This is a genomic window from Streptomyces sp. NPDC005017 (genome assembly GCF_042873115.1).
Lineage (GTDB): Bacteria > Actinomycetota > Actinomycetes > Streptomycetales > Streptomycetaceae > Streptomyces.
The window spans coordinates 325,827-346,133 of the sequence record NZ_JBIALD010000003.1; the positions used below are offsets into that span (position 1 = coordinate 325,827).

Annotated in this window: 18 protein-coding genes; 10 read left to right on the forward strand and 8 right to left on the reverse strand. The window is 73.9% G+C overall.

Features of this window, described 5'->3' with window-relative positions:
• The first annotated feature begins 53 nt into the window (after positions 1-53).
• The 3 genes from ACFYR0_RS06590 to ACFYR0_RS06600 all read left to right on the forward strand — a co-directional run bounded on the left by ACFYR0_RS06590 (position 54) and on the right by ACFYR0_RS06600 (position 2,832).
• Complete coding sequence (locus ACFYR0_RS06590; protein ID WP_389322544.1) at positions 54-758, forward strand: GNAT family N-acetyltransferase; 705 nt, start codon at positions 54-56, stop codon at positions 756-758.
• Between the two features lie 150 nt (positions 759-908).
• On the forward strand, positions 909-1,718 hold the full coding sequence (locus ACFYR0_RS06595) for a putative protein N(5)-glutamine methyltransferase (protein ID WP_389322546.1): 810 nt from the start codon (positions 909-911) through the stop codon (positions 1,716-1,718).
• A 202-nt stretch (positions 1,719-1,920) separates the two neighbouring features.
• The gene (locus ACFYR0_RS06600) at positions 1,921-2,832 is read left to right on the forward strand and encodes a hypothetical protein (protein WP_389322548.1); all 912 of its coding nucleotides are present in this window, start codon (positions 1,921-1,923) and stop codon (positions 2,830-2,832) included.
• 117 nt (positions 2,833-2,949) lie between these two features.
• On the opposite strand, the gene ACFYR0_RS06605 is transcribed toward ACFYR0_RS06600, so the two are convergent.
• Positions 2,950-5,028, reverse strand: coding sequence for a SpoIIE family protein phosphatase (locus ACFYR0_RS06605; protein WP_389322550.1), 2,079 nt, complete (start codon positions 5,026-5,028; stop codon positions 2,950-2,952).
• Positions 5,029-5,624: 596 nt separating this feature from the next.
• Between ACFYR0_RS06605 and ACFYR0_RS06610 the strand changes: the two genes are divergently transcribed.
• From ACFYR0_RS06610 to ACFYR0_RS06625, 4 genes are all read left to right on the forward strand, one after another.
• Positions 5,625-6,497, forward strand: coding sequence for a hypothetical protein (locus ACFYR0_RS06610; protein WP_389322552.1), 873 nt, complete (start codon positions 5,625-5,627; stop codon positions 6,495-6,497).
• A 525-nt stretch (positions 6,498-7,022) separates the two neighbouring features.
• Positions 7,023-7,391, forward strand: a complete 369-nt coding sequence (locus ACFYR0_RS06615; protein WP_389322554.1) for a hypothetical protein — start codon at positions 7,023-7,025, stop codon at positions 7,389-7,391.
• A 97-nt stretch (positions 7,392-7,488) separates the two neighbouring features.
• Entirely contained in the window at positions 7,489-9,504 is a 2,016-nt protein-coding gene (locus ACFYR0_RS06620; RefSeq protein ID WP_389322556.1) for an NADPH-dependent 2,4-dienoyl-CoA reductase, read from the forward strand.
• A 22-nt stretch (positions 9,505-9,526) separates the two neighbouring features.
• Positions 9,527-10,072, forward strand: coding sequence for a PadR family transcriptional regulator (locus ACFYR0_RS06625; RefSeq protein ID WP_386380019.1), 546 nt, complete (start codon positions 9,527-9,529; stop codon positions 10,070-10,072).
• A gap of 22 nt (positions 10,073-10,094) precedes the next feature.
• On the opposite strand, the gene ACFYR0_RS06630 is transcribed toward ACFYR0_RS06625, so the two are convergent.
• Both ACFYR0_RS06630 and ACFYR0_RS06635 read right to left on the reverse strand, forming a co-directional pair.
• Positions 10,095-10,637 (reverse strand): hypothetical protein, encoded by a 543-nt coding sequence (locus ACFYR0_RS06630; protein ID WP_389322558.1) that lies wholly within the window; start codon positions 10,635-10,637, stop codon positions 10,095-10,097.
• Between the two features lie 285 nt (positions 10,638-10,922).
• The gene (locus ACFYR0_RS06635) at positions 10,923-11,897 is read right to left on the reverse strand and encodes a fibronectin type III domain-containing protein (RefSeq protein WP_389322560.1); all 975 of its coding nucleotides are present in this window, start codon (positions 11,895-11,897) and stop codon (positions 10,923-10,925) included.
• Positions 11,898-12,269: 372 nt separating this feature from the next.
• On the opposite strand from ACFYR0_RS06635, the gene ACFYR0_RS06640 reads away from it, so the two are divergent.
• Positions 12,270-12,992, forward strand: a complete 723-nt coding sequence (locus ACFYR0_RS06640; RefSeq protein WP_389322562.1) for a glycoside hydrolase family 75 protein — start codon at positions 12,270-12,272, stop codon at positions 12,990-12,992.
• Between the two features lie 283 nt (positions 12,993-13,275).
• Here ACFYR0_RS06640 and ACFYR0_RS06645 read toward each other — a convergent pair whose 3' ends face one another.
• The 4 genes from ACFYR0_RS06645 to ACFYR0_RS06660 all read right to left on the reverse strand — a co-directional run bounded on the left by ACFYR0_RS06645 (position 13,276) and on the right by ACFYR0_RS06660 (position 16,633).
• Positions 13,276-13,686 (reverse strand): PTS-dependent dihydroxyacetone kinase phosphotransferase subunit DhaM, encoded by a 411-nt coding sequence (locus tag ACFYR0_RS06645; RefSeq protein WP_389322564.1) that lies wholly within the window; start codon positions 13,684-13,686, stop codon positions 13,276-13,278.
• Positions 13,679-14,278 carry a dihydroxyacetone kinase subunit DhaL gene (gene dhaL / locus ACFYR0_RS06650; RefSeq protein WP_389322566.1) on the reverse strand — a complete coding sequence of 200 codons (600 nt, stop codon included), beginning with the start codon at positions 14,276-14,278 and terminating at the stop codon, positions 13,679-13,681. The genes ACFYR0_RS06645 and dhaL overlap by 8 nt, the downstream gene beginning before the upstream one ends.
• A 48-nt stretch (positions 14,279-14,326) precedes the next feature.
• Positions 14,327-15,319 carry a dihydroxyacetone kinase subunit DhaK gene (dhaK, locus tag ACFYR0_RS06655; protein ID WP_389322568.1) on the reverse strand — a complete coding sequence of 331 codons (993 nt, stop codon included), beginning with the start codon at positions 15,317-15,319 and terminating at the stop codon, positions 14,327-14,329.
• 108 nt (positions 15,320-15,427) lie between these two features.
• Entirely contained in the window at positions 15,428-16,633 is a 1,206-nt protein-coding gene (locus ACFYR0_RS06660; RefSeq protein WP_389322570.1) for an MFS transporter, read from the reverse strand.
• Between the two features lie 172 nt (positions 16,634-16,805).
• On the opposite strand from ACFYR0_RS06660, the gene ACFYR0_RS06665 reads away from it, so the two are divergent.
• Both ACFYR0_RS06665 and ACFYR0_RS06670 read left to right on the forward strand, forming a co-directional pair.
• Positions 16,806-17,264, forward strand: coding sequence for an RpiB/LacA/LacB family sugar-phosphate isomerase (locus ACFYR0_RS06665; RefSeq protein ID WP_386380009.1), 459 nt, complete (start codon positions 16,806-16,808; stop codon positions 17,262-17,264).
• 73 nt (positions 17,265-17,337) lie between these two features.
• A complete protein-coding gene (locus ACFYR0_RS06670) occupies positions 17,338-19,707 on the forward strand; it encodes a glycoside hydrolase family 65 protein (RefSeq protein ID WP_389322572.1) in 2,370 nt (789 codons plus the stop codon).
• A 76-nt stretch (positions 19,708-19,783) separates the two neighbouring features.
• On the opposite strand, the gene ACFYR0_RS06675 is transcribed toward ACFYR0_RS06670, so the two are convergent.
• The gene (locus tag ACFYR0_RS06675; protein ID WP_389322575.1) at positions 19,784-20,149 is read right to left on the reverse strand and encodes a DUF6479 family protein; all 366 of its coding nucleotides are present in this window, start codon (positions 20,147-20,149) and stop codon (positions 19,784-19,786) included.
• Between the last annotated feature and the right edge of the window lie 158 nt (positions 20,150-20,307).

Sequence of the window (20,307 nt, forward strand, 5' to 3'; positions counted from 1 at the left end):
AACACGGCCCAGCTGCGGGAATACGGCTCCGGCGGCACGGGATTGGACCTGGCATGAGCGCACACGTCCTGGACAACCCGGCCCTCGCCTCCCTCTCCGGCCCCCACGCCCGCTTCGCCGAGCGGCGCGGCCGGGTGCTGCGCTACCCGCTCGACGTCTCGCCCTGGCTGGCCCTGCCCGACGCCCCGGACGCCCGGGACTGGGCCGACCTGGCGGCGCTCGCCGGGCCCGGTGCCGAGGTGCCTCTGCCGGCCTTCCGGGGGCGGGTCCCGGCGGGCTGGGAGATCACCTTCGAGATGGACGGGGTGCAGCTGGTGGACGACGGGCTGGCGGCCGCGCCCGATCCTGAGGCCGTGGTGCTGGGGCCCGCCGACGTCCCGGAGATGCTCGCCCTGGTCGAGCGCACCCGGCCGGGCCCCTTCCTGCCCCGCACCATCGACATGGGCACCTATCTGGGCATCCGCCGGGGCGGGGTACTGGTCGCCATGGCCGGTGAACGGCTCCATCCGCCGGGCTGGACCGAGATCAGCGCCGTGTGCACGGACCCGGCCGTCCGGGGCGAGGGCCTCGCCAGCCGTCTGATCCTCGCCGTCGCCCACGGCATCCGGGAGCGCGGCGAGACGCCCTTCCTGCACGCGAGCGCGGGCAACACCGACGCCGTACGCCTCTACGAGGCCCTCGGCTTCCGGCTCCGCACGCGGACCTCGTTCCTGGCGGCCAGGGCGCCGCAGGGGCGGGCCGTGGAGGCGTTGGCGTAGGGCTGCGGGCCGGGGTGGGCCGGGGCTCGCGGATCACGGATCACGGGTCGCGGTTCGCGGTTCGCGGTTCGCGGATGGCAGATGGCGGATCGCGGGAGGGTGCCGGGGGCGGGCGGCGGCCGGATGATCACTGGGTAGGCTGGCGGCTCGATGACTTCCACGGATTCCACCACCTCCGGCTCAGGCCCCGCGTCCCGGTCCGCCCTCGTCGCCGCGCTGCGGGCCGCGGGCTGCGTCTTCGCCGAGGACGAGGCCGAGCTGATCCTCGCCACCGCCCGCACCCCGGCGGAGGCCGCCGCGATGGCCGACCGGCGAGCGTCCGGGCTGCCGCTCGAACTCGTCCTCGGCTGGGCCGAGTTCGCGGGCCGCCGGATCGTGGTCGAACCCGGTGTGTTCGTGCCGCGCCGCCGCACCGAGTTCCTGGTCCGCCAGGCCCTCGCCGAACGGCCCGGCGCCCGGGTCGTGGTGGACCTGTGCTGCGGCTCGGGCGCGGTCGGCGCCGCCCTCGCCGCCGCGCTCGGCCCGGTCGAGCTGCACGCCGCCGACATCGACCCCGTCGCCGTGCGCTGCGCCGCCCGCAACACCGCCGCCGCGGGCGGCCGTGTCCACCAGGGTGACCTCTTCGAGGCGCTGCCCGGTGAACTGCGCGGCCGGATCGACATCCTGGCCGCCAACGTCCCCTACGTCCCCACCGACGAGGTCGGGCTGCTGCCCGCCGAGGCCCGTGACCACGAGCCCCTCGTCGCGCTCGACGGCGGTGCCGACGGGCTGGACGTGCTGCGCAGGGTCGTCGCCGGGGCGCCCGGCTGGCTGGCGCCCGGCGGCCTCCTGCTGATCGAGACCAGTGAGCGCCAGGCCCTCGCGGCGACGGAGGCCTTCAGCGCAACGGGGCTTGCCACCCGGGTCGCCGAGGACGAGGAGCTCCACGCCCAGGTGGTCATCGGCACCCGGGCCGACTGAGCCCGCCTCCCGCGACGGCGTAGGAGGCGTGCGTCTGAAGGCGTAGGAGTCGTGCGCCGGGGGCGGGCGTCCTCGGCCACGTCGTCCCGGCGGGCCACGTCCACGTCCGACCGCCGCCCGGCGGATTTCCGCCCGTTCCCGTGAACGTCGCGCGGTGCCCCCGCGTCGAAGGAGCACCACCTCACGGTCCCAGGGGGAATCCATGCGCAACAGCACCGTCCGACTTCTCTGTGTCGTCACCGCCCTGGCGGCGGCCGCCGCCACCGGCTGCGGCGAGGAGCGCCGGCCTCACGGCACCACCCGAGTCGGCGACGGCGAACGGCCCGGCGGGACACAGGAACGTGCCCGGCGGGTGGCCGAGGCCTGGGACGGCTCCACGGCGGCGGACGTGTACCGGCGCGGTTTCTACCCGATGGCGGACGTGGTCGAGACACCCGAGAACGCCTTCCGCAACGGCGCCGACAAGGAGGCGTACCTCACGCGGAACTTCGGCCTGCGCGGCGAACTGCCCGCCTCCGACCGCGACGAGGGCGAGGTCGCCTGGGCCGACGGGCGTTCGCTGACCCTGCCGATGATGGACGCCCGCGAGACGCTGGCGAAGCTGGACCGCGACAGCGGGGGCGGCCCCGAGCTGGTGGTCACCGGGGCGCGGCTCGGCACGATGAAGCTGGTCACCAGCCGCGGCCCGGCGACGGTCCCGGCCTGGCTGTTCACCCTCGACGGCTACGACACGCCGTTGAAGCGCGTCGCCCTCGACCCGTCCGAAAAGCCCGAGTCCCCGATCGGGCCCGCCGCGGACTCGCCCAGCAACGAGCAGTGGCCGCTCCAGCAGTTCGTACGGACGTCACGGGACGGCCGTTCCGTCACCGTGCTGGCCGGTCACGGCTCCTGCGACAAGGGCCCCGCCGCGGACGTGCTGGAGACGGACGGCTCGGTCGTGCTCTCGGGATGGATCCGCGACCCGAGCGACGGGGACTGCACCGCCGACCTCCGGTTCACCGAGGTGACGGTGAAGCTCGCCGAGCCGGTCGGCGACCGCGTGCTGCTGGACGCCTTCACGGGCCGTCCGGTGCCGTACGGGGACCACGCGGGCGGTATGCCGGACGAAGGCTGAGCGGGGCCGGACTCCGCCGAGAGCGAGACCGGACTCTGCCGAGAGCGGGGCCGGATGCCGCCGAGAGCGGGGCCGGTCCGGCTCGTTCCCGTGGTGCGGGCGAGCCGGCGGTCCCGCTCAGTCCTCGTCGCGCACGCGGGCGATGAGCAGGGCCACGTCGTCGTGGTTGTCCGGGTGGTGCAGGGTGTGCACCAGCAGGTCGCAGACCTCGTCCAGCGGCCGCGTGGGGCCGTGCAGCAGGTCGAGCAGGGTGTCGAGGCGCTCGTCCAGTGAGTGGCGGCGAGTCTCCACCAGCCCGTCCGTGTACAGGACCAGCTGGTCGCCGGGGTGGAAGTCGAACGCCGTCGTCGCGAACGCCACCCCGCCCACGCCCAGCGGAGCCCCGGTCGGCAGGTCCAGCAGCTGGGGGTCGGCGCCGGCCCGGATCAGGGCGGGCGGCAGATGGCCCGCGTTGGCGATCCTGCACTCTCCGCGCGCCGGGTCGTGGACGGCGTACAGGCAGGTGGCGATGGCCTGGTCCAGGTCGGCGGTGATCCGGTCGAGGTGCTCCAGGAGCAGCGCCGGGTCCAGGTCGAGGGAGGCGAGGGTGGTGGTGGCGGTGCGCAGCCGGCCCATGGTCGCCGCCGCCGAGATGCCGCTGCCCATCACGTCGCCCACGACCAGCGCGGTCTTGCCGCCGTCCAGCGGGATGACGTCGAACCAGTCGCCGCCGACCTCGGTGGTGGCGCCCGCGGGCTGGTAGCGCGAGGCGACCTCCAGCCCGCCGGTCACGGACGGATGGCTGGGCAGCAGGCTGCGCTGGAGGGTGAGAGCGGTGTCGCGGGCGTTCTGGTACCAGCGCGCGTTGTCGATCTGCACGGCCGCGCGGGCCGCCAGCTCCCGCGCGAGCAGCACGTCGTCGTCGGTGAACGGCAGCGGGTTGCGGGTGCGCTTGAGGTCCAGCGCGCCCAGCACCTCGCCGCGGGCGATCAGCGGCACCGCGAGGTACGAGTGGACGCCCGCGCGGCCCAGCAGCCCGGCCGTCTCGCCGGAGCGCGCGATCCGCGGCAGGTCGGCCTCCGTGACGTGCGGCAGCAGCATCGGGCGGCCCGTGCGCACACACTCGGTGATCAGCCGGTCGGCGCCGTAGCGGGTGATCTGCCCGGCCGGGTCGGCCGCCTCCAGGGCCAGCGGCGAGCGGTCGGCGCGCACCGCCAGGGCCCGGATCACGGCGGCCTGGGCCGGACCGAGGCTGGTGCGGCGCCCGGTGAAGACCGCCTCCAGCAGGTCCACGGCGGCGACGTCGGCCAGCTCGGGCACGGCCACGTCCGCGAGTTCACCGGCGGTGCGGTCCAGGTCCAGGGTGGTGCCGATCCGGGCGGAGGCGTCCGCGATGAGGGCCAGCCGGCGCCGGGCGGTCTCGGCCTCGACGCCCGCCCGGTACTGCTCGGTGACGTCCACGACCGACACGGCGACGCCCAGGACCGTGCCCAGGGAGTCCTCGAGGCGGTACAGGGACACCGACAGGGCGTGGTCCGCGTCCGGGTCGGCGGGAATGCGTCCGACGACCGAGCGGTCCACCACGGGCCGTCCGGTGGCCAGCACCTGGCGCGCGGCGTCCTGGAGCTCGCTCACGTCCAGGCGGGGCAGCACCTCGCCGGTGGTGCGGCCCAGGTGCTCGTCGGCCGGGACACCGTCGATGCGTTCGAGCGCCGGGTTGACGGAGACGTACCGCAGGGTCGTGTCCAGCACGGCCAGACCGATGGGGGACTGGGCGACCATGCGGTCGGACAGGGCGACGTCCCGCTCCAGCCGGCGCACGGTCGTCTGGTCGGCGGCGAGGCCGAGGGCGTAGGCGTCGCCCCGGTCGTCGAGCAGACGCATGTTGCGGAACTCGACCAGCCGGGTGGAGCCGTCCCTGTGCCGTACCGGGAAGGCGCCCGCCCAGCCCTCGCCGGTGGCCAGCACGTCGGCGAACAGCTTGATGACGAGCTCCATGTGCTGCTCGTGCACCATGATCTGCGCCGCGTACCGGCCGAGCGCCTCCTCGGCGGAGTACCCGAACAGCTCCTCGGCCTGCGGGCTCCACAGCACGATCCGGCCCTCGTCGTCCAGCACGATCGAGGCCACGTTGATGACGTCCAGCAGCCCGCTGGGCCGCGAGGGACCGCGTACCGGCTCACCGCCCGCCGTCACAGGAGGCCCGGCTGCACCCATCGAACGCACCGCCTTCACCCGTCCTCCCGGCACGCCGTCCCCCGTGCCGACTCCCCATGCCGTACTACGCTCAACCATCTCTCATACGCCACACCGTCCGTCTCCACCATCCCTCAGGGCGGGTGGTCTCGTCCCGGTGAACGGACGGGTCGGGGGTGTCCGGGGCGTATCGGGACCTTCGGGACGGTGCCGACGGAGGCGTGGCGACGGGGACGGGCGAGGCGGCGTCGGTACGGGTGCGGAGCGCGCTCGTAAGGCGTTGACCTGCGGGAACGGCGCCACCCGGCCGCGGTCGGCCGCATGTCCAGTGTGCGGAGGGTGATGGGGGGCACTGTGCGTCACCGGCCTTCGCCCTGGGCGCGGTCACCGCCGTCCCGGCCCGCCCGCGCCCGCCGTCCCGCGGCCGGCCCCCGCCCGGCTTCGAGCAGTGCTGCGCCCGGCACGGCCGCCCCTGCCGCCGGCGGCCGAACTCGCCCTGGGGGCCGGGGGTCTGTGGGCCGGCGCCCGCGTTCCAGTTCTGGTCTGTACATGACCACTTTGTCACGCCAGACTGTGCGCCGAGCGGAACCCACCCCCCGACCCGAGGAGCCGACTCGATGCCCCTGCGCGCCCGGCAACGTTGTCATGCCGTCCTGACCGGACTCGTCGCTCTCGCCAGTGCCGCCGTACTGTCCGCCGCGCCGCCCGCCGCGGCCGCCGACAACTGGGTGGAGGTCGGCTCCGACCGGGCCCGGCCGCTGGACGAGAGCCAGGGCCTGACGTCGGTGGAGGTGCCCGCGGGGAGCCCCCACCGGTACACCGGCATCGGGACCATCCCCGTCGGCCTCTCCGCCCGGGGCTGGAACCACGTCGGCGACCCGGACGCGTCGTACGGCGGCTACTACGTCGAGCCCTACCAGCGCGACTCCGGCGCGGCGAAGATGTTCCGGGTGCAGGCGCCGGGCGGTGCCTGGTCGGAGTACGTCCACGCGCTGAGCCCGGGCGAGGCGCTGAACAACTCCTGGGTGGCGATCTCGCCCGACGGCCAGTGGATGCTGGCGGGGGAGTGGGGCACCATGACCCGGCTGCTGGTGTTCCCGACGCCGGGCGTCAACCCCGGCACCTCGCCCTCCGCCAACCTCCCGCAGGCCTCGACGGTCCGCCTGGACCGCGCCGTACGGGACGTCCAGGGCTGCGACTTCTCCGGCCCCACCACCCTGCTCTGCTCCTCCGACGACCCGGAGGGCTCGCTCTTCGGCATGACCAAGCCGCTCCTCCAGATCGACCTCTCCGCCGCGCCCGGCACCTCCGACGTGTCCGGCCGCGTGACCGCCCTGCGCCAGCTGCCCCTGCGCAGCGGCTGCTCCGGCTCCTTCGAGACCGAGGGCATCGACTACGACCGCCGCACCGCCACCCTCCGCGTCATCGTCATCTCCCCCGGCTTCTGCGTCCTCACCGACAGCAAGACCTACCGCTTCACCCGCACCTGACCCCCAAGGACACCCGCGACCCCTCCCGCGCGCAAGGGGTGCGAGGAACCGCGCGACCACATCCAACGCACCCGCACCCACAACCAAGCCCCCGACCCCCGAGTCCCTTTCACGACACCCCCCGGCCACCGCCGAGAAGGGGGCGCGGGGAACTGCGCGACCACCTCCAACGCACCCGCACCCGCCCACCGGGCACCCGATCCCCCGTGCCCCTCACGGCACCCACCACCGCCGCGAAAGGGGCGCGGGGAACTGCGCGACCAGCCCCCACACACCCGCGCCCACCCACCGGGCCCGAAACCCCCGAGCCCCTCGCACGGCACCCCCGGCCACCGCCGCGCAAGGGGCGCGGGGAACTGCGCGACCAGCCCCAACGCACCCGCACCCGCCCGCACGGCAGGCCCGCCCCCACCCCTCCGCTCAAAACCCCTCGTGCCCGCCCAGGAGATCGGTGGTTTTCTAGGCATGTGGCCCCTTTCCACGGAAACCCGCGCGGGGCCGGGCCCAACGAAAGGAGCGATCACGATGGACAAGGACCGACCGCACGAGGAATCCGTCTCCGTCGAGATCAGCGGCTGCAGCAAGGAGGACGCCAGGATCGTCTTCGACGCACTCTGCGCCTGCTTCGAGTCGGACCGCGCCAGCGACGACGTCCCCCAGCAACTGCACGAGACCCGCCCCATGGTGTGGCTCGGCACCTTCGAGGTCACCGAGGCCCACCAGTGCCCCCCGCCCGCACGGCTCACCGCGAGCGTCGAGGTCGACGCCCAGGGCGGCTACTGGGCGATCAACCGCCTTCGCACCACCCTGGACCCCCTGTTCAGCGTGCGTGACCTCGCCACCACCTCGGGCGACCAGGAGAGGGAGCTGCACGTCCTGCTGGAAAGCCGGTGACGTCGGCCACAAGCCCCTCACCTCGTTCTGCAACTAGTTGCATAATCCGTGCGCGGTCCTCTACAACAGAGGAACCACACCGCGCACGGAGGGCCCGATGAGCCGTTATCCCCACCTGCTGAGCCCGCTCGACCTGGGCTTCACCACGCTGCCCAACCGCGTCCTGATGGGCTCGATGCACGTAGGCCTGGAGGAGGCCGAGCGCGGCTTCGAGCGCATGGCGGCCTTCTACGCCGAGCGCGCCCGCGGCGGCGTGGGCCTCATCGTGACCGGCGGTATCGCGCCCAACGACGAGGGCCGGCCCTACCCCGGCGGCGCCAAGATGACCACCGAGGCGGAGGCCGGGCAGCACCGGGAGATCACCGACGCGGTGCACCGCGAGGGCGGCCGCATCGCGATGCAGATCCTGCACTTCGGCCGGTACGCGTACCACCCCGAGCTGGTCGGCCCGAGCCCGATCCAGGCGCCGATCAGCCCCTTCCCGCCGCGCGAGCTGACCGACGCCGAGGTCGAGCGGACGATCGACGACTACGCCGAAGCGGCCCGCCTCGCCCGGCGGGCCGGGTACGACGGCGTGGAGATCATGGGCTCCGAGGGCTACCTCATCAACGAGTTCATCGCGCAGCAGACCAACCACCGCACCGACCGCTGGGGCGGCTCCTACGAGAACCGCATGCGCTTCCCGGTGGAGATCGTGCGGCGGGTGCGCGAGGCGGTCGGTGACGACTTCATCCTGATCTACCGGCTGTCCATGCTCGACCTGGTCCCCGGCGGCTCCAGCCTCGACGAGGTGATCACCCTCGCCAAGGCGATCGAGGCGGCCGGCGCGACGATCATCAACACCGGCATCGGCTGGCACGAGGCCCGCATCCCCACCATCGCCACCTCCGTGCCGCGCGGCGCCTACACCTGGGTCACCAAGCGCCTGATGGGCGAGGTGAGCATCCCGCTGGTCACCACCAACCGCATCAACACCCCGGAGCTGGCCGAGCAGTTGCTCGCCGACGGCACCGCGGACATGGTGTCGATGGCCCGCCCGATGCTGGCCGACGCCGCGTTCGTGAACAAGGCCGCCGAGGGCCGCCCCGAGGCCATCAACACCTGCATCGGCTGCAACCAGGCCTGCCTGGACCACACGTTCAGCCTGAAGATCACCTCCTGCCTGGTCAACCCGCGTGCCTGCCACGAGACCGAACTCGTGCTGTCCCCGACCCGGCTGCGCAAGCGCGTCGCCGTCGTGGGCGCCGGACCGGCCGGCCTCGCCGCCGCGGTGACCGCCGCCGAACGCGGCCACGACGTCACGCTGTTCGACGCCGCGAGCGAGATCGGCGGCCAGCTCAACGTGGCCCGCAAGGTCCCGGGCAAGCAGGAGTTCGACGAGACCCTGCGCTACTTCCGCCACCAGCTCGACGCGCACGGCGTCGACGTCCGCCTCGAGACCCGTGTCTCGGCGGAGGACCTGACCGCCTACGACGAGATCGTCGTCGCCACCGGCGTCACCCCGCGCACCCCCGAGATCCCCGGCGTCGACCACCCGAGCGTCGTCGGCTACCTGGACGTGCTGCGCGACGGCGCCCCGGTCGGCGACCGCGTGGCCGTGCTCGGCGCGGGCGGCATCGGCTTCGACGTGGCCGAGTTCCTCACCGACGGCGGCGACAAGGCGCACGAGGACCCGCGGACGTACTTCCGTCAGTGGGGCGTCGACATGGACTACGCGGCACCCGGCGGCCTCGCCGCCCCCGAGCGCCCCGAACCGCCGCGCCAGGTGCACCTGCTCCAGCGCAAGACCACCAAGGTCGGCGCGGGCCTCGGCAAGACCACCGGCTGGATCCACCGCGCCGAGCTCAAGCACCGCGGCGTGACCATGGTGCCGGGCGTGCGCTACGACCGTATCGACGACGCCGGACTGCACATCACGGTCGGCGAGGAGAGCACCGTCCTCGAGGTCGACACCGTCGTGCTGTGCACCGGGCAGGAGCCGCACCGCGAGCTGTACGACGCGCTGGTCGCGGCGGGCCGCAGCGCGCATCTGGTGGGCGGCGCGGACGTGGCCGCCGAACTGGACGCCAAGCGCGCGATCAAGCAGGGCACGGAGGTCGCGGCCGCCCTGTGAGGGGCGTCCCTAGGATGACCCCATGTCACTCCCGCACGCGATTCTGACCGCCCTGGTGGAGAAGCCGTCCTCGGGGCTGGAGCTGACCCGTCGCTTCGACCGGTCGATCGGCTACTTCTGGTCGGCGACGCACCAGCAGATCTATCGCGAGCTGGGAAAACTGGAGGCCGAGGGCTACATCCGGGCGCTGCCGAGCGAGCAGCCGGCCCGTGGGCAGAAGAAGAGCTACGAGGTTCTGCCCGCGGGCCGCGCCGAACTGGCCCGCTGGACGGCCGCGGCCCAGGAGCCCAAGCCGCAGCGTGATGTGCTGCTGCTCAGGCTGCGGGCCGCGGCCGTGGTCGGCACCGAGGGCATCGAGGCCGACCTGCGCCGCCATCTCGACCTCCACCGACGGCAGTTGGCCGAGTACGAGGAGATCGAGAAGCGGGACTTCCCGCCCGGCCGGGACAGCGACCGCGACCGCATCCAGCATCTGGTGCTGCGGGCGGGCATCGAGCTGGAGACCTTCTGGACCAGTTGGCTGAGTCAGGCGGTGGAGGAACTCGCCGCCCTGCCGGACGGCGACTGAACACCGCGGCCGGACGCCGCGGTCACAGCCGGTACGGCTTCGACTTCCGGCGCAGGAACCAGGCCGCGCCGCCCACCCCGGCCGCCACCAGCACGCCGCCGCCGACCAGGGTGAGGGTGCCGTAGTCCTGGATGCCGCCGCCCAGGCCGCCCATCACACCGCGCGAGGGCGAGGGGGTGACCGTGGCGGGGGCGGTGGGCGTGGAACCGGACGACACGATCACCGACTGGGTGCCCGCGGTGATCCCGCTGGAGCACACCACGACGACCGTGTAGGTGCCGGGACTGACGTTGGACCACGCGCCGGACTGGAGCGTGGGTGTGCCGGTGAGGGCCACCTGGCGGCCCTGGGCGAAGTTGGCCTGGCTGCCGACCAGCAGCGAGGCGTTGCCCCAGCTGCCGTTGATCAGACTGCAGGAACTGGTCGTGACCGACACCGTGGAGCCGCTGGTGCTCACCGAGATGCCGGACGCGCGGGCCTCGGCCGGCGCCGCGGCGAGGGCGAGCGGCAGCGCGGCGGCGGCTGCCGCGGTCAGACCGCGCACAAGGAGCGTCGAAGTGCTCATGGATCGTCCTCCGGGGGCACGGTTGGCGGTACATCCCTTGCGCCGCCGAGATAGGGAACGCCCGTGCTGCCTCACGGGCAGCCAACGCGCCCCCGTGCCGCCCCGCACCCCGGCCGCCCCCGGGCAGGTGACGGATTACCTCGTACGGCCGACGAACGAGCCCCCGCCGGCGGCCCGCAGTCAGCGTCCGCCGTGAGCCGTGAGCCGTGAGCCGTGAGCCGTGAGCCGTGAGCCGTGAGCCGTGACGCGTGCCGCTCGCCGGGCCCGGCCCGGGCTCCCGTGGCGTCAGCCGCCGTCCCCGGTCGTCACCGTGCGCTCCGCCGACAGCGCGCCCCACGTCCCGTCGGGAAGCTTCGCCCGCAGCCGCACCCGGTGCCGCTCGCCCGCCTTCTCGCCGACGTAGAAGCTGTACGACGCCCGGTCCCGCGGCGGCTCTCCGCCGAAGACCAGTGAGGTGGCCGCACGGCCGTCCAGATGGACCTGGTACTCCGTGACGAGCCCGTCGGTGCGCGGCGGTACCCAGGTCAGGTCGATGTAGTACGCCCCGTCGGCGCGGTGGGCGGCGGCGCGGAAGTCCGCGGGCGCGGTGGCCGTGCCCCGGCCGTCGCCCGGCGCGGTGGTGAGCCGCGCCGCCCCGCTCGCCGGCGAGAGGTTGTCCGCCGCGTCCCGGGCCCGGACGGTGAAGGAGTACCGGGTGCCCGGCCGCAGCCCGGTGACCACGGTGGCCGTCTGCGTCCCGCCGACGCTGTGGATCTTCGTATCGCCCTGGTAGACGTCGTACGAGGCCACCTTCCGGTCGTCCGTGGCCGCCGCCCATGTCAGCTGGGCCGCGCGGCTGCCGACGGCCCGGCCGTCCAGTGAGCCCGGCCGCGAGGGCGCCGAGGTGTCGGCGGCGACGGCGTCCGGGGTCGAGGCGCGCACCGTGCGGCTGGGCGGGCCGAGCCGTCCGTCCCGGTCGCGGGCGCGCACGGTGAAGACGTACGAGGTGCCGGGCCGCAGCCGGACCACGTCCACCATGTGCCGGTCGGCGGGGACCTCCTCGACCTTGTCGCGGCCCCGGTAGACCTCGTAGGCGCTGACCGGGGGATCGCCGGTCACCTGGTTCCACATCACATGGACGCTGGTCGCGCTGCCCGCCTCCGCGGTGACGCCGGTCGGCACCCCGGGCGGCCGCTCGCCCCCGGCCCCCCGCGCGCACGCGCTCGTCAGCAGCAGGGCGGCGCCGCAGAGCAGCGCGGCGGGAACGGTAACGCGTCGCACGGCTCTGCCTCCCGGGGCGGCACGGCGGCAATGGTCCGGACCAATATGGCCCCGCTGGCGCGATCACATCAAGAGGGGGGTGTGGACGAACAGGGGTGCGGGTTACGTATGCTGAACCACCTCACGGCCGAACTCTCCTCACAGGACGGCGAGTTCAGGCCTGTGGCGCGGCCTGCTGTCGTCGCTGGTCCCCGCGCCGACGGCCGGGGTCCGCGGCCGGACACGCGCGTGCGGACCCCGGTCCTCGCGCCCTCCCTCCCAACGCCCCCATGGCGCACCCCCCTTCCGGCCCCCTCGAAATGGCCGTACGGCGCGAACGGCACCAGATTGGGCCGAGTGTCCGTCAGACCGCCCAGGAGAGGGTCTCTTATCGTGCGTGTCCAGTCGCTGACGCTGGCCGCGGCGTGCGCCGCCCTGCTCGCCCCGATGACGCAGTCCTCCGCGGGAACCGCCGCCGCGTCCATGGGCCTGCCCGGACCCCCGGCGGCGCGTGCCGACGGGGACGGGGGTGTGCGCGCCGCCGACCTCCTGGCGAAGGTCCAGGACTGCGCGCCCGTCTCACGCGGCCGCTACCGCACCGACAACGGGAAGCCCGCCACGGTCCCGGTCTGCGGCACCGAGGACGTGGTGTTCTGGAAGGCCGACATGGACATCGACTGCGACGGGCAGCCCACCCCCCGCTGCAACAGCGGCACCGACCCCTACTTCTCCGCCGGTACGGCCTACGCGCAGTCCGACGGAAACCCGCTCGACGCCCAGCGGCTGCCGTACGTCGTCGTCCCCGTGCCGAGCGCCGTCTGGGACCACCGCGAGTCCGGCGCGGGCGGGGGAGCGGTCGCGGCCGTGGTCTACCGCGACCGCGTCCAGTACGCCGTGGTCGGCGACAAGGGCCCCGCCGACCTGATCGGCGAGGCCTCCTACGCCACCGCCGAGGCCCTCGGCATCAACCCCGACCCGCACGGCGGGGGCACGCCCTCGGGAGTCACCTACATCGTCTTCAGGGACTCGGAGGTGACACCCATCGAGAGCAGGGCGGCCGCCGAGGAACTGGGCGAACGACTGGCCCGGCGGTTCGTCGCCACGAACCCGGACTGAGCCCCGGCCGCGCCGAGGCCCACCCACGCCCGCGCCGAGTCCGTCCTGCGTCCGGCCCGCGCCGAGTCCGTCCTGCGTCCGGCCCGCGCCGAGTCCGTCCTGCGTCCGGGCCGCGCCGAGGCCCGCCTGCGTCCGCCCCGCGCCGAGTCCGTCCTGCGTCCGGGCCGCGCCGAGGCCCGCCTGCGTCCGGGCCGCGCCGAGTCCGCCCCGTGTCCGGGCCGCGCCGAGTCCGCCCCGTGTCCGAGCGGCCCGCTCCGGCGCCAGCCTCCGCGTGGGCCCCGCCTCACGCCTTGCGGTAGTCGTACGCCTCCGCCGCCGCGGCGGCCACCGCGTCCAGGTCCGCTCCCGTCGCGGCCGTGACCACCGCCGCGACCGCGCCCTCCAGGAAGGGCGCGTCGACCAGCCGGGTGCCGTCCGGGAACTCGTCGCCCTCGGCCAGCAGCGCCTTGACCGTGAGCACCGCGCTGCCCAGGTCGGTGAGCACGGCGACCCCCGCTCCCCGGTCCACCGCGGCGGCCGCGGCGGCGATCAGCTCGGCGCTGGTGCCGAGCCCGCCGTCCCCGGTGCCGCCCGCCGGGGCCACCGGCACGGCCGTCCCGCCGCCGGACAGCCCCAGCGCCAGTTCGGCCACGGACACGGCCACCTGGGCGCTGTGGGACACCAGCACGATCCCGACGAGCTTCTCGTCACTCACCTTCGGCCTCCACCAGCGCGGCGATCAGCAGGGCGGACGAGGTCGCCCCCGGGTCCTGATGGCCGATGCTGCGTTCACCCAGATAGCTGGCCCGGCCCTTGCGGGCCCGCAGCGGAGTGGTCGCCACGGCGCCCTCCTCGGCGGCCGTGCGCGCGGCGGCGAAGGAACCGCCCAGCGCGTCCACCGCGGGCACCAGTGCGTCGATCATGGTCTTGTCGCCGGGCGCGGCTCCGCCGAGCGCCATCACCGCCTCGACACCCGCCCGCAGCGCGTCGGCGAACTCCTTCCCGCCGACCTCCGGCGCGTCCCCGAGCGCCTTGCCGGCGCGCCGCAGCAGCGTCCCGTACAGCGGACCGGAGGCGCCGCCGACCGTGGAGATCAGCTGCCGCCCGGCGAGGGTGAGCACCGCGCCCGGGGTGCCGGGCGGGTCCTTCTCCAGGGCGGCCGCCACGGCGCGGAAGCCCCGCTGGAGATTGCTGCCGTGGTCGGCGTCCCCGATGGGGGAGTCGAGTTCGGTGAGCCGTTCCGCCTCCCGGTCGACGGACGCGGCCGTCGCCGTCATCCAGCGGCGGAAGAAATCGGCGTCGAGCACTGGATCTCCTTGCGTGGTAGGTACGTCGTCCGGCCCTCTACGGTCCTCTCACATGCCCCAGCGCAGCCCCGCCGTGCGCACCGGCGCGTCCCACAGCCGCAGCAGCTCCTCGTCGATCCGGCAGAGCGTCACCGAGGCGCCCGCCATGTCGAGGGAGGTGACGTAGTTCCCGACCAGCGTGCGGGCCACGGCGACACCGCGCTCGCCGAGCACCCGCTGCACCTCGGCGTTGAAGCCGTACAGCTCCAACAGCGGTGTCGCGCCCATGCCGTTGACCAGGACCAGCACCGGATCGCGCGGGTCGAGGTCCTCCAGGACCGCGTGCACCGCGAAGTCGGCGATCTCGCCCGAGGTCATCATCGGCCGCCGCTCCCGGCCGGGCTCGCCGTGGATGCCCACGCCCAACTCCAGCTCACCGGGCGGGAGGTCGAAGGTGGGGCTGCCCTTGGCGGGCGTGCTGCACGCGCTCAGCGCGACACCGAAACTGCGCGAACTCTCGTTCACCCGGCGGGCGATCGCCTCCACGCGCTCCAGCGGCCGCCCCTCCTCGGCGGCGGCGCCCGCGATCTTCTCCACGAACAGCGTGGCACCCGTGCCGCGCCGGCCGGCGGTGTAGAGGCTGTCGTCGACCGCCACGTCGTCGTCGACCAGGACCTTGGCGATCTGGATGCCCTCGTCCTCGGCGAGTTCGGCCGCCATGTCGAAGTTGAGGACGTCGCCGGTGTAGTTCTTCACCACGAACAGCACCCCGGCCCCGCTGTCCACGGCCGCCGCCGCGCGCACCATCTGGTCCGGTACCGGCGAGGTGAACACCTCGCCCGGACACGCCGCCGACAGCATGCCCGGTCCCACGAACCCGCCGTGCAGCGGCTCGTGGCCCGACCCGCCGCCGGACACCAGCGCGACCTTCCCGGCCACCGGGGCGTCCCGCCGTACGATCACCCGGTTCTCCACGTCCACGGTCAGCTCGGGATGAGCCGCGGCCATTCCGCGCAGCGCGTCCGCGACGACGGTCTCCGGGACGTTGATCAGCATCTTCACGCGTACCTCCTGGTGAGCCCTGCGGGTCAGTATCTGCCCTGCGGGGGAGAAGGTCACGTGGATGTCACGCCAGGCGGCGCGGGGCGGACCGGAACGCGACGACAGGCCCTAGCGCGCCACGCCGGCCTCCGGAGCCGGCACCGGCCGCCGCAGCAGATACACGCTCGCGCCCGTCACCAGCAGGGCCATGCAGGCGATGAAGACCAGACCCGCGCGCTCCAGGCCGATCGGTCCCACCAGCAGGCCCACGCCGATGACCGGCAGCGAGATGCCGGTGTACGCCACCACGAACAGGGCCGAGATGACGGCCGCCCGGCGCTCGGCCCCGGCCGCCGTCGCCACCGCCGCCATCGCACCGCGGAACGACATCCCCTGCCCGGCCCCGCCGACCAGCGCGCTCAGCACCACCAGCGGCAGCAGGTCCCAGTGCAGCGCCGCGGCCAGCAGGGCCAGCCCGCCGAGGAGCGCGACACAGCCCAGCGGCAGCGAACGGCTCACCCCGACCCGGCCGACCACCGACTGCCCGGCCGTCGAGGCGAAGAAGGCCAGCGCGACGACCAGCCCGCTCACCGCACGGTTGTGCACGTCGAGCGACTGCGAGAGGAAGGACGGACTGACGGAGGTGAACACCCCGAACAGTGCGAAGCCCACGAAGGAGGCCACCGCCGCCGGCACGAAGACGGGCCGCACGCCCGGCGGCAGCCCCGGCTTCTGCGGCCGCACGGTGCTCAGCGGGCGCCGATCCCGCACGGTCTCGGGCAGCCGCACCAGGACCAGCGCCGAGAGGGCCACCAGCGCGAGATGCACGGCGAACGGCAGATAAAGAGGCCAGGGGGCGTACTGCGAGAGCACCCCCGCGAGCAGCGGACCGCAGCCCAGCCCGCCCATGTTGGCGGCGGTCGCCACGAGGGTGGCCCGCGAGGAGCCGCCGCGCGGGGCCAGTTCCATCACGTACGCCGAGGCCGCCCCGGTGAACAGACCGGCCGACAGGCCCGACATCAGCCGGCCCGCGTACAGCCAGCCCAGCGCGCTCGCGCTCAGGAAGCAGACGGCGCTCACCGCGGCGAAGCCCAGGCCCCCCAGCAGCACCGGCCGTCTGCCCACGGCGTCCGAGGCGTTGCCCGCGAGCAGCAGCACCCCGATGACCCCGAGGGCGTAGACGGCGTACACGACGGTGACGGTGAGCTCGGAGAAGTCGAACTTCTCCTGGTAGAGCCCGTAGAGAGGCGTCGGCAGGGTCGTGCCGGCCATGCAGACGGCGAACACCGCCCCGGCGAGCAGGCACGGGCGCCAGCCTCGAAGATCACCGTTCATGCGACGACCGTATCGTCAGGGACCTCGGCGTGCCCCGGTTGCGGGACGCCCGGCCCTGCGGTCGCCGACCGAACGCCGCCCGTGCCGCACGCCGACGGCGCCGTCGAGAGGAACGCCGGCCCGGTGGAGTTCAAGCGGCGCTGAGCCCGGGCCCACCGGTACGCTCCCAAGCATGCGGATCTCCGTCTCGTCCGACATGGACGAACCCGTGGCCCGGCGGCTCGTCGTGGAACTGCGCGAGCGCGGCCACGACGTCAGCGAGCACGGTGCCCTGCGCGCGGGCGACGACCCGCGGTGGGCGGTGTGCTCCGCGGCCGCCGCCCTCGAGGTCGCCGAGGGCGGCGCCGACCAGGCGGTGGTCTGCTGCTGGACCGGCACCGGGGCGTCGATCGCGGCGAACAAGGTACCCGGGGTCCGCGCGGCCCTGTGCACGGACGCCGGCACCGCGGACGGGGCCCGCCGCTGGAACGACGCCAACGTCCTCGCCCTCAGCCTGCGGCTGACCTCCGAACCCCTGCTGAAGGAGATCCTCGACGCCTGGTTCGCCGCCTCGCCCAGCGAGGACGCGGAGGACCGGGAGAACATGGCCAGGGTCGCCGGCCTGGACGCCGCCCGGGCGACACCCGGCTGACCGGGCACCCCGGGGCGGACCGTACGGCGCCGGGGGCTCAAGACCGCAGGACGGCCGCCGACAAGGAGGCGCGGTGACGGGCTGGACCTGGGAGTACGAGGGCTACGAGCCCGCCGACGAGCGGCTGCGCGAGTCGCTGTGCACACTCGGCAACGGCTACTTCGCGACCCGCGGCGCGCTGCCCGAGTGCGCTGCCGACGACGTGCACTACCCGGGCACCTATGTGGCCGGCTGCTACAACCGGCTGGTCTCGCACGTGTCGGGCCGGGCGGTCGAGAACGAGGACATGGTCAACGTCCCCAACTGGCTGCCGCTGCGCTTCCGCACCCGTGGCGGCGCCTGGCTGACCCCGGAAACCGCCGAGGTGCTCGACCACACGCAGGTGCTGCACCTCACCGACGGTGTGCTGGAGCGCCGTACCCGCTACGCGCTGGCGGAGGGCGGCACCCTGTGGGTGCGGCAGCTGCGGCTGACACATATGGCCGACCCGCATCTGGCCGCGCTGCGCACCGAGTTCACCGCGCACGGCCACACCGGGGAGCTGGAGGTCGAGGCGGCGCTGGACGGCGGGGTGAGCAACGCGGGAGTGACCCGCTACCGGGATCTGGACGGCCATCACCTCACCCATGTGCACACCGGCACCGCCGACGCCGCCACGGCGTGGCTGCGCTGCCGCACCCGCACCTCCGACATCCGCATCGGCATGGCCGCCCGGCTCGACTGCGCGGAGCCCGTCGCCGTACGGCACACCCGTTCACGCACCGTCCAGTGCACGCGCCTGACCCTGCGGCCGGGGCACACCGCCACCGTCGACAAGATCGTCGCCCTGCACACCTCCCACGACCCGGCCATCAGCGACCCGCTGTTCGCGGCGGTCGCCCGGGTCGAGCGGGCCCCGGACTTCGACACGCTGCTCGACTCGCACCGCACGGCGTGGGCCCAGCTGTGGCGCCGGGCCGACCTTGAGGTGCCCGGTGAGGCCGGGCGCATCCTGCGGCTGCACATGTTCCATGTGCTCCAGACGCTCTCCCCGCACACCGCCGACCTGGACGTCGGCGTACCCGCGCGCGGACTGCACGGCGAGGCCTACCGCGGCCATGTCTTCTGGGACGAGCTGTTCGTGCTGCCGTATCTGGACCTGCACTTTCCCGAGGTGGCCCGCGCCCTGCTGCGTTACCGGCACCGGCGACTCGAGCAGGCCTGCACCGCGGCCCGGGACGCCGGGCGGCGGGGCGCGATGTACCCGTGGCAGAGCGGCAGCGACGGCCGCGAGGAGACCCAGCGGGTCCATCTCAACCCGCGCTCGGGCCGCTGGCTGCCGGACCGCTCCCGGTTGCAGTACCACGTCGGCTCGGCCGTCGCCTACAACGTGCTCAGGTACTGCGACGCCAGCGGGGACATGGAGTTCCTGCACACCAAGGGCGCCGAGATGCTGCTCCAGATCGCCCGCTTCTGGGCGGACGCGGCCGAGTGGGACGCCGACCTCGGCCGGCACCGCATCCGGCGGGTGATGGGACCCGACGAGTACCACGACGCCTACCCCGACGCCGCCGAGCCCGGCCTGGACGACAACGCCTACACCAACGTCACCGCCGCCTGGGTGCTCGCCCGCACCCTGGACGTGCTCAGCGGCCTGCCCGAGCCGCGGCGCCGCGAACTGGGCGAGCGCACCGGCCTGGACGAGGGCGAGCTGGAGCTGTGGGAGGAGGTGTCGCGCACCCTGTACGTGCCCTTCCACGAGGGCGTCATCAGCCAGTTCGACGGCTACGGCGAGCTGGCCGAGCTGGACTGGAGCGGCTACCGGGCCCGCTACGACGACATCCGGCGCCTCGACCGCATCCTGGAGGCCGAGGGCGACACGGTCAACCGCTACCGGGCCTCCAAGCAGGCCGACGTGCTGATGCTCGGCTATCTGTTCCGGCCGTCCGCGCTGAAGGCGCTGTTCTCCCGGCTCGGTGTGCTGCTGGACGACGACATCTGGCGGCGCACGGTCGACCACTATCTGCACCGCACCAGCCACGGTTCCACGCTCAGCGGCCTGGTGCACGGCTGGGTGCTGGCCCGCGACCGGCGCGCGGAGGCCTGGGAGTTCTGCCAGGAGGCCCTGCGCGGCGACATCGCCGACGTCCAGGGCGGTACCACCGGCGAGGGCATCCACCTGGGCGCCATGGCCGGCACCCTGGACCTCGTCCAGCGCGGTCTGACCGGTCTTGAGGCCCGCGACGGCGCCCTGTATCTGGACCCCGTCCCGCTGCCGGAGCTGTCCAGCTACGGCTTCTCCCTGCGCCACCGCCGCCACTGGGGCATCCATCTGCGGCTGCGGCACGGCCGGCTGGAGATCACCGTGCCGCACTCCGACGCCGGACCCGTGGACGTACGGCTGCCCGGCCGCGAGGTCCGCCTCGAACCGGGGGAGACGGTGCAGCTGACGCTGCCCGACTGAACCCCGTAGGGGCGGGACCGCGGCGGCCGGGCGCCGGGGGGACGGATGACACACGCTGCGGGTGCCGGGGCGCGGTTCAGTGGGCCCCGAGTCCTCCTCCGCCGAAGGAGCCGCTGCTGCCCTTGCTCCACCGTGGCCGTTTCTTGTCGGCACTGGCCCGGGTCTGCGAGTTGGACAGCTCGTAGGGGGTGAGGGGCCGTTCGCCCTTGGGGGTCTTCGGGATCTCCTCTGGTTCGCGGTTCTCACGGATCTCGTGGACCGGGCCGCCCATCGGCAGATGAGGCTGTTCCTCCGGCTTCGGCCGGGGTGGCTCCTCGCTGCGGATGCGGTTGCCCAGCCAGAAGCTGCCGGCCAGCACGGCGAGAAGGACGACGCCGACACCGAACATCCCCAGACTGAGGAGACCGCTCGCATCGGCTAGCTGCATCGAAGCGGTACTCATACCAGCCAAAATACCCGCGTATCAGGCACCGAACACCCCTGGAAGGGCGGCGGACGGTAAATGACCACGGGTGTCCGCGCGGTCACGGGAGGTCTTCGCGGCGCGGGCGTTCCCAATTTCTGTAACACGTTCTACTGTGTGCGCCGTCAGGACCGGCC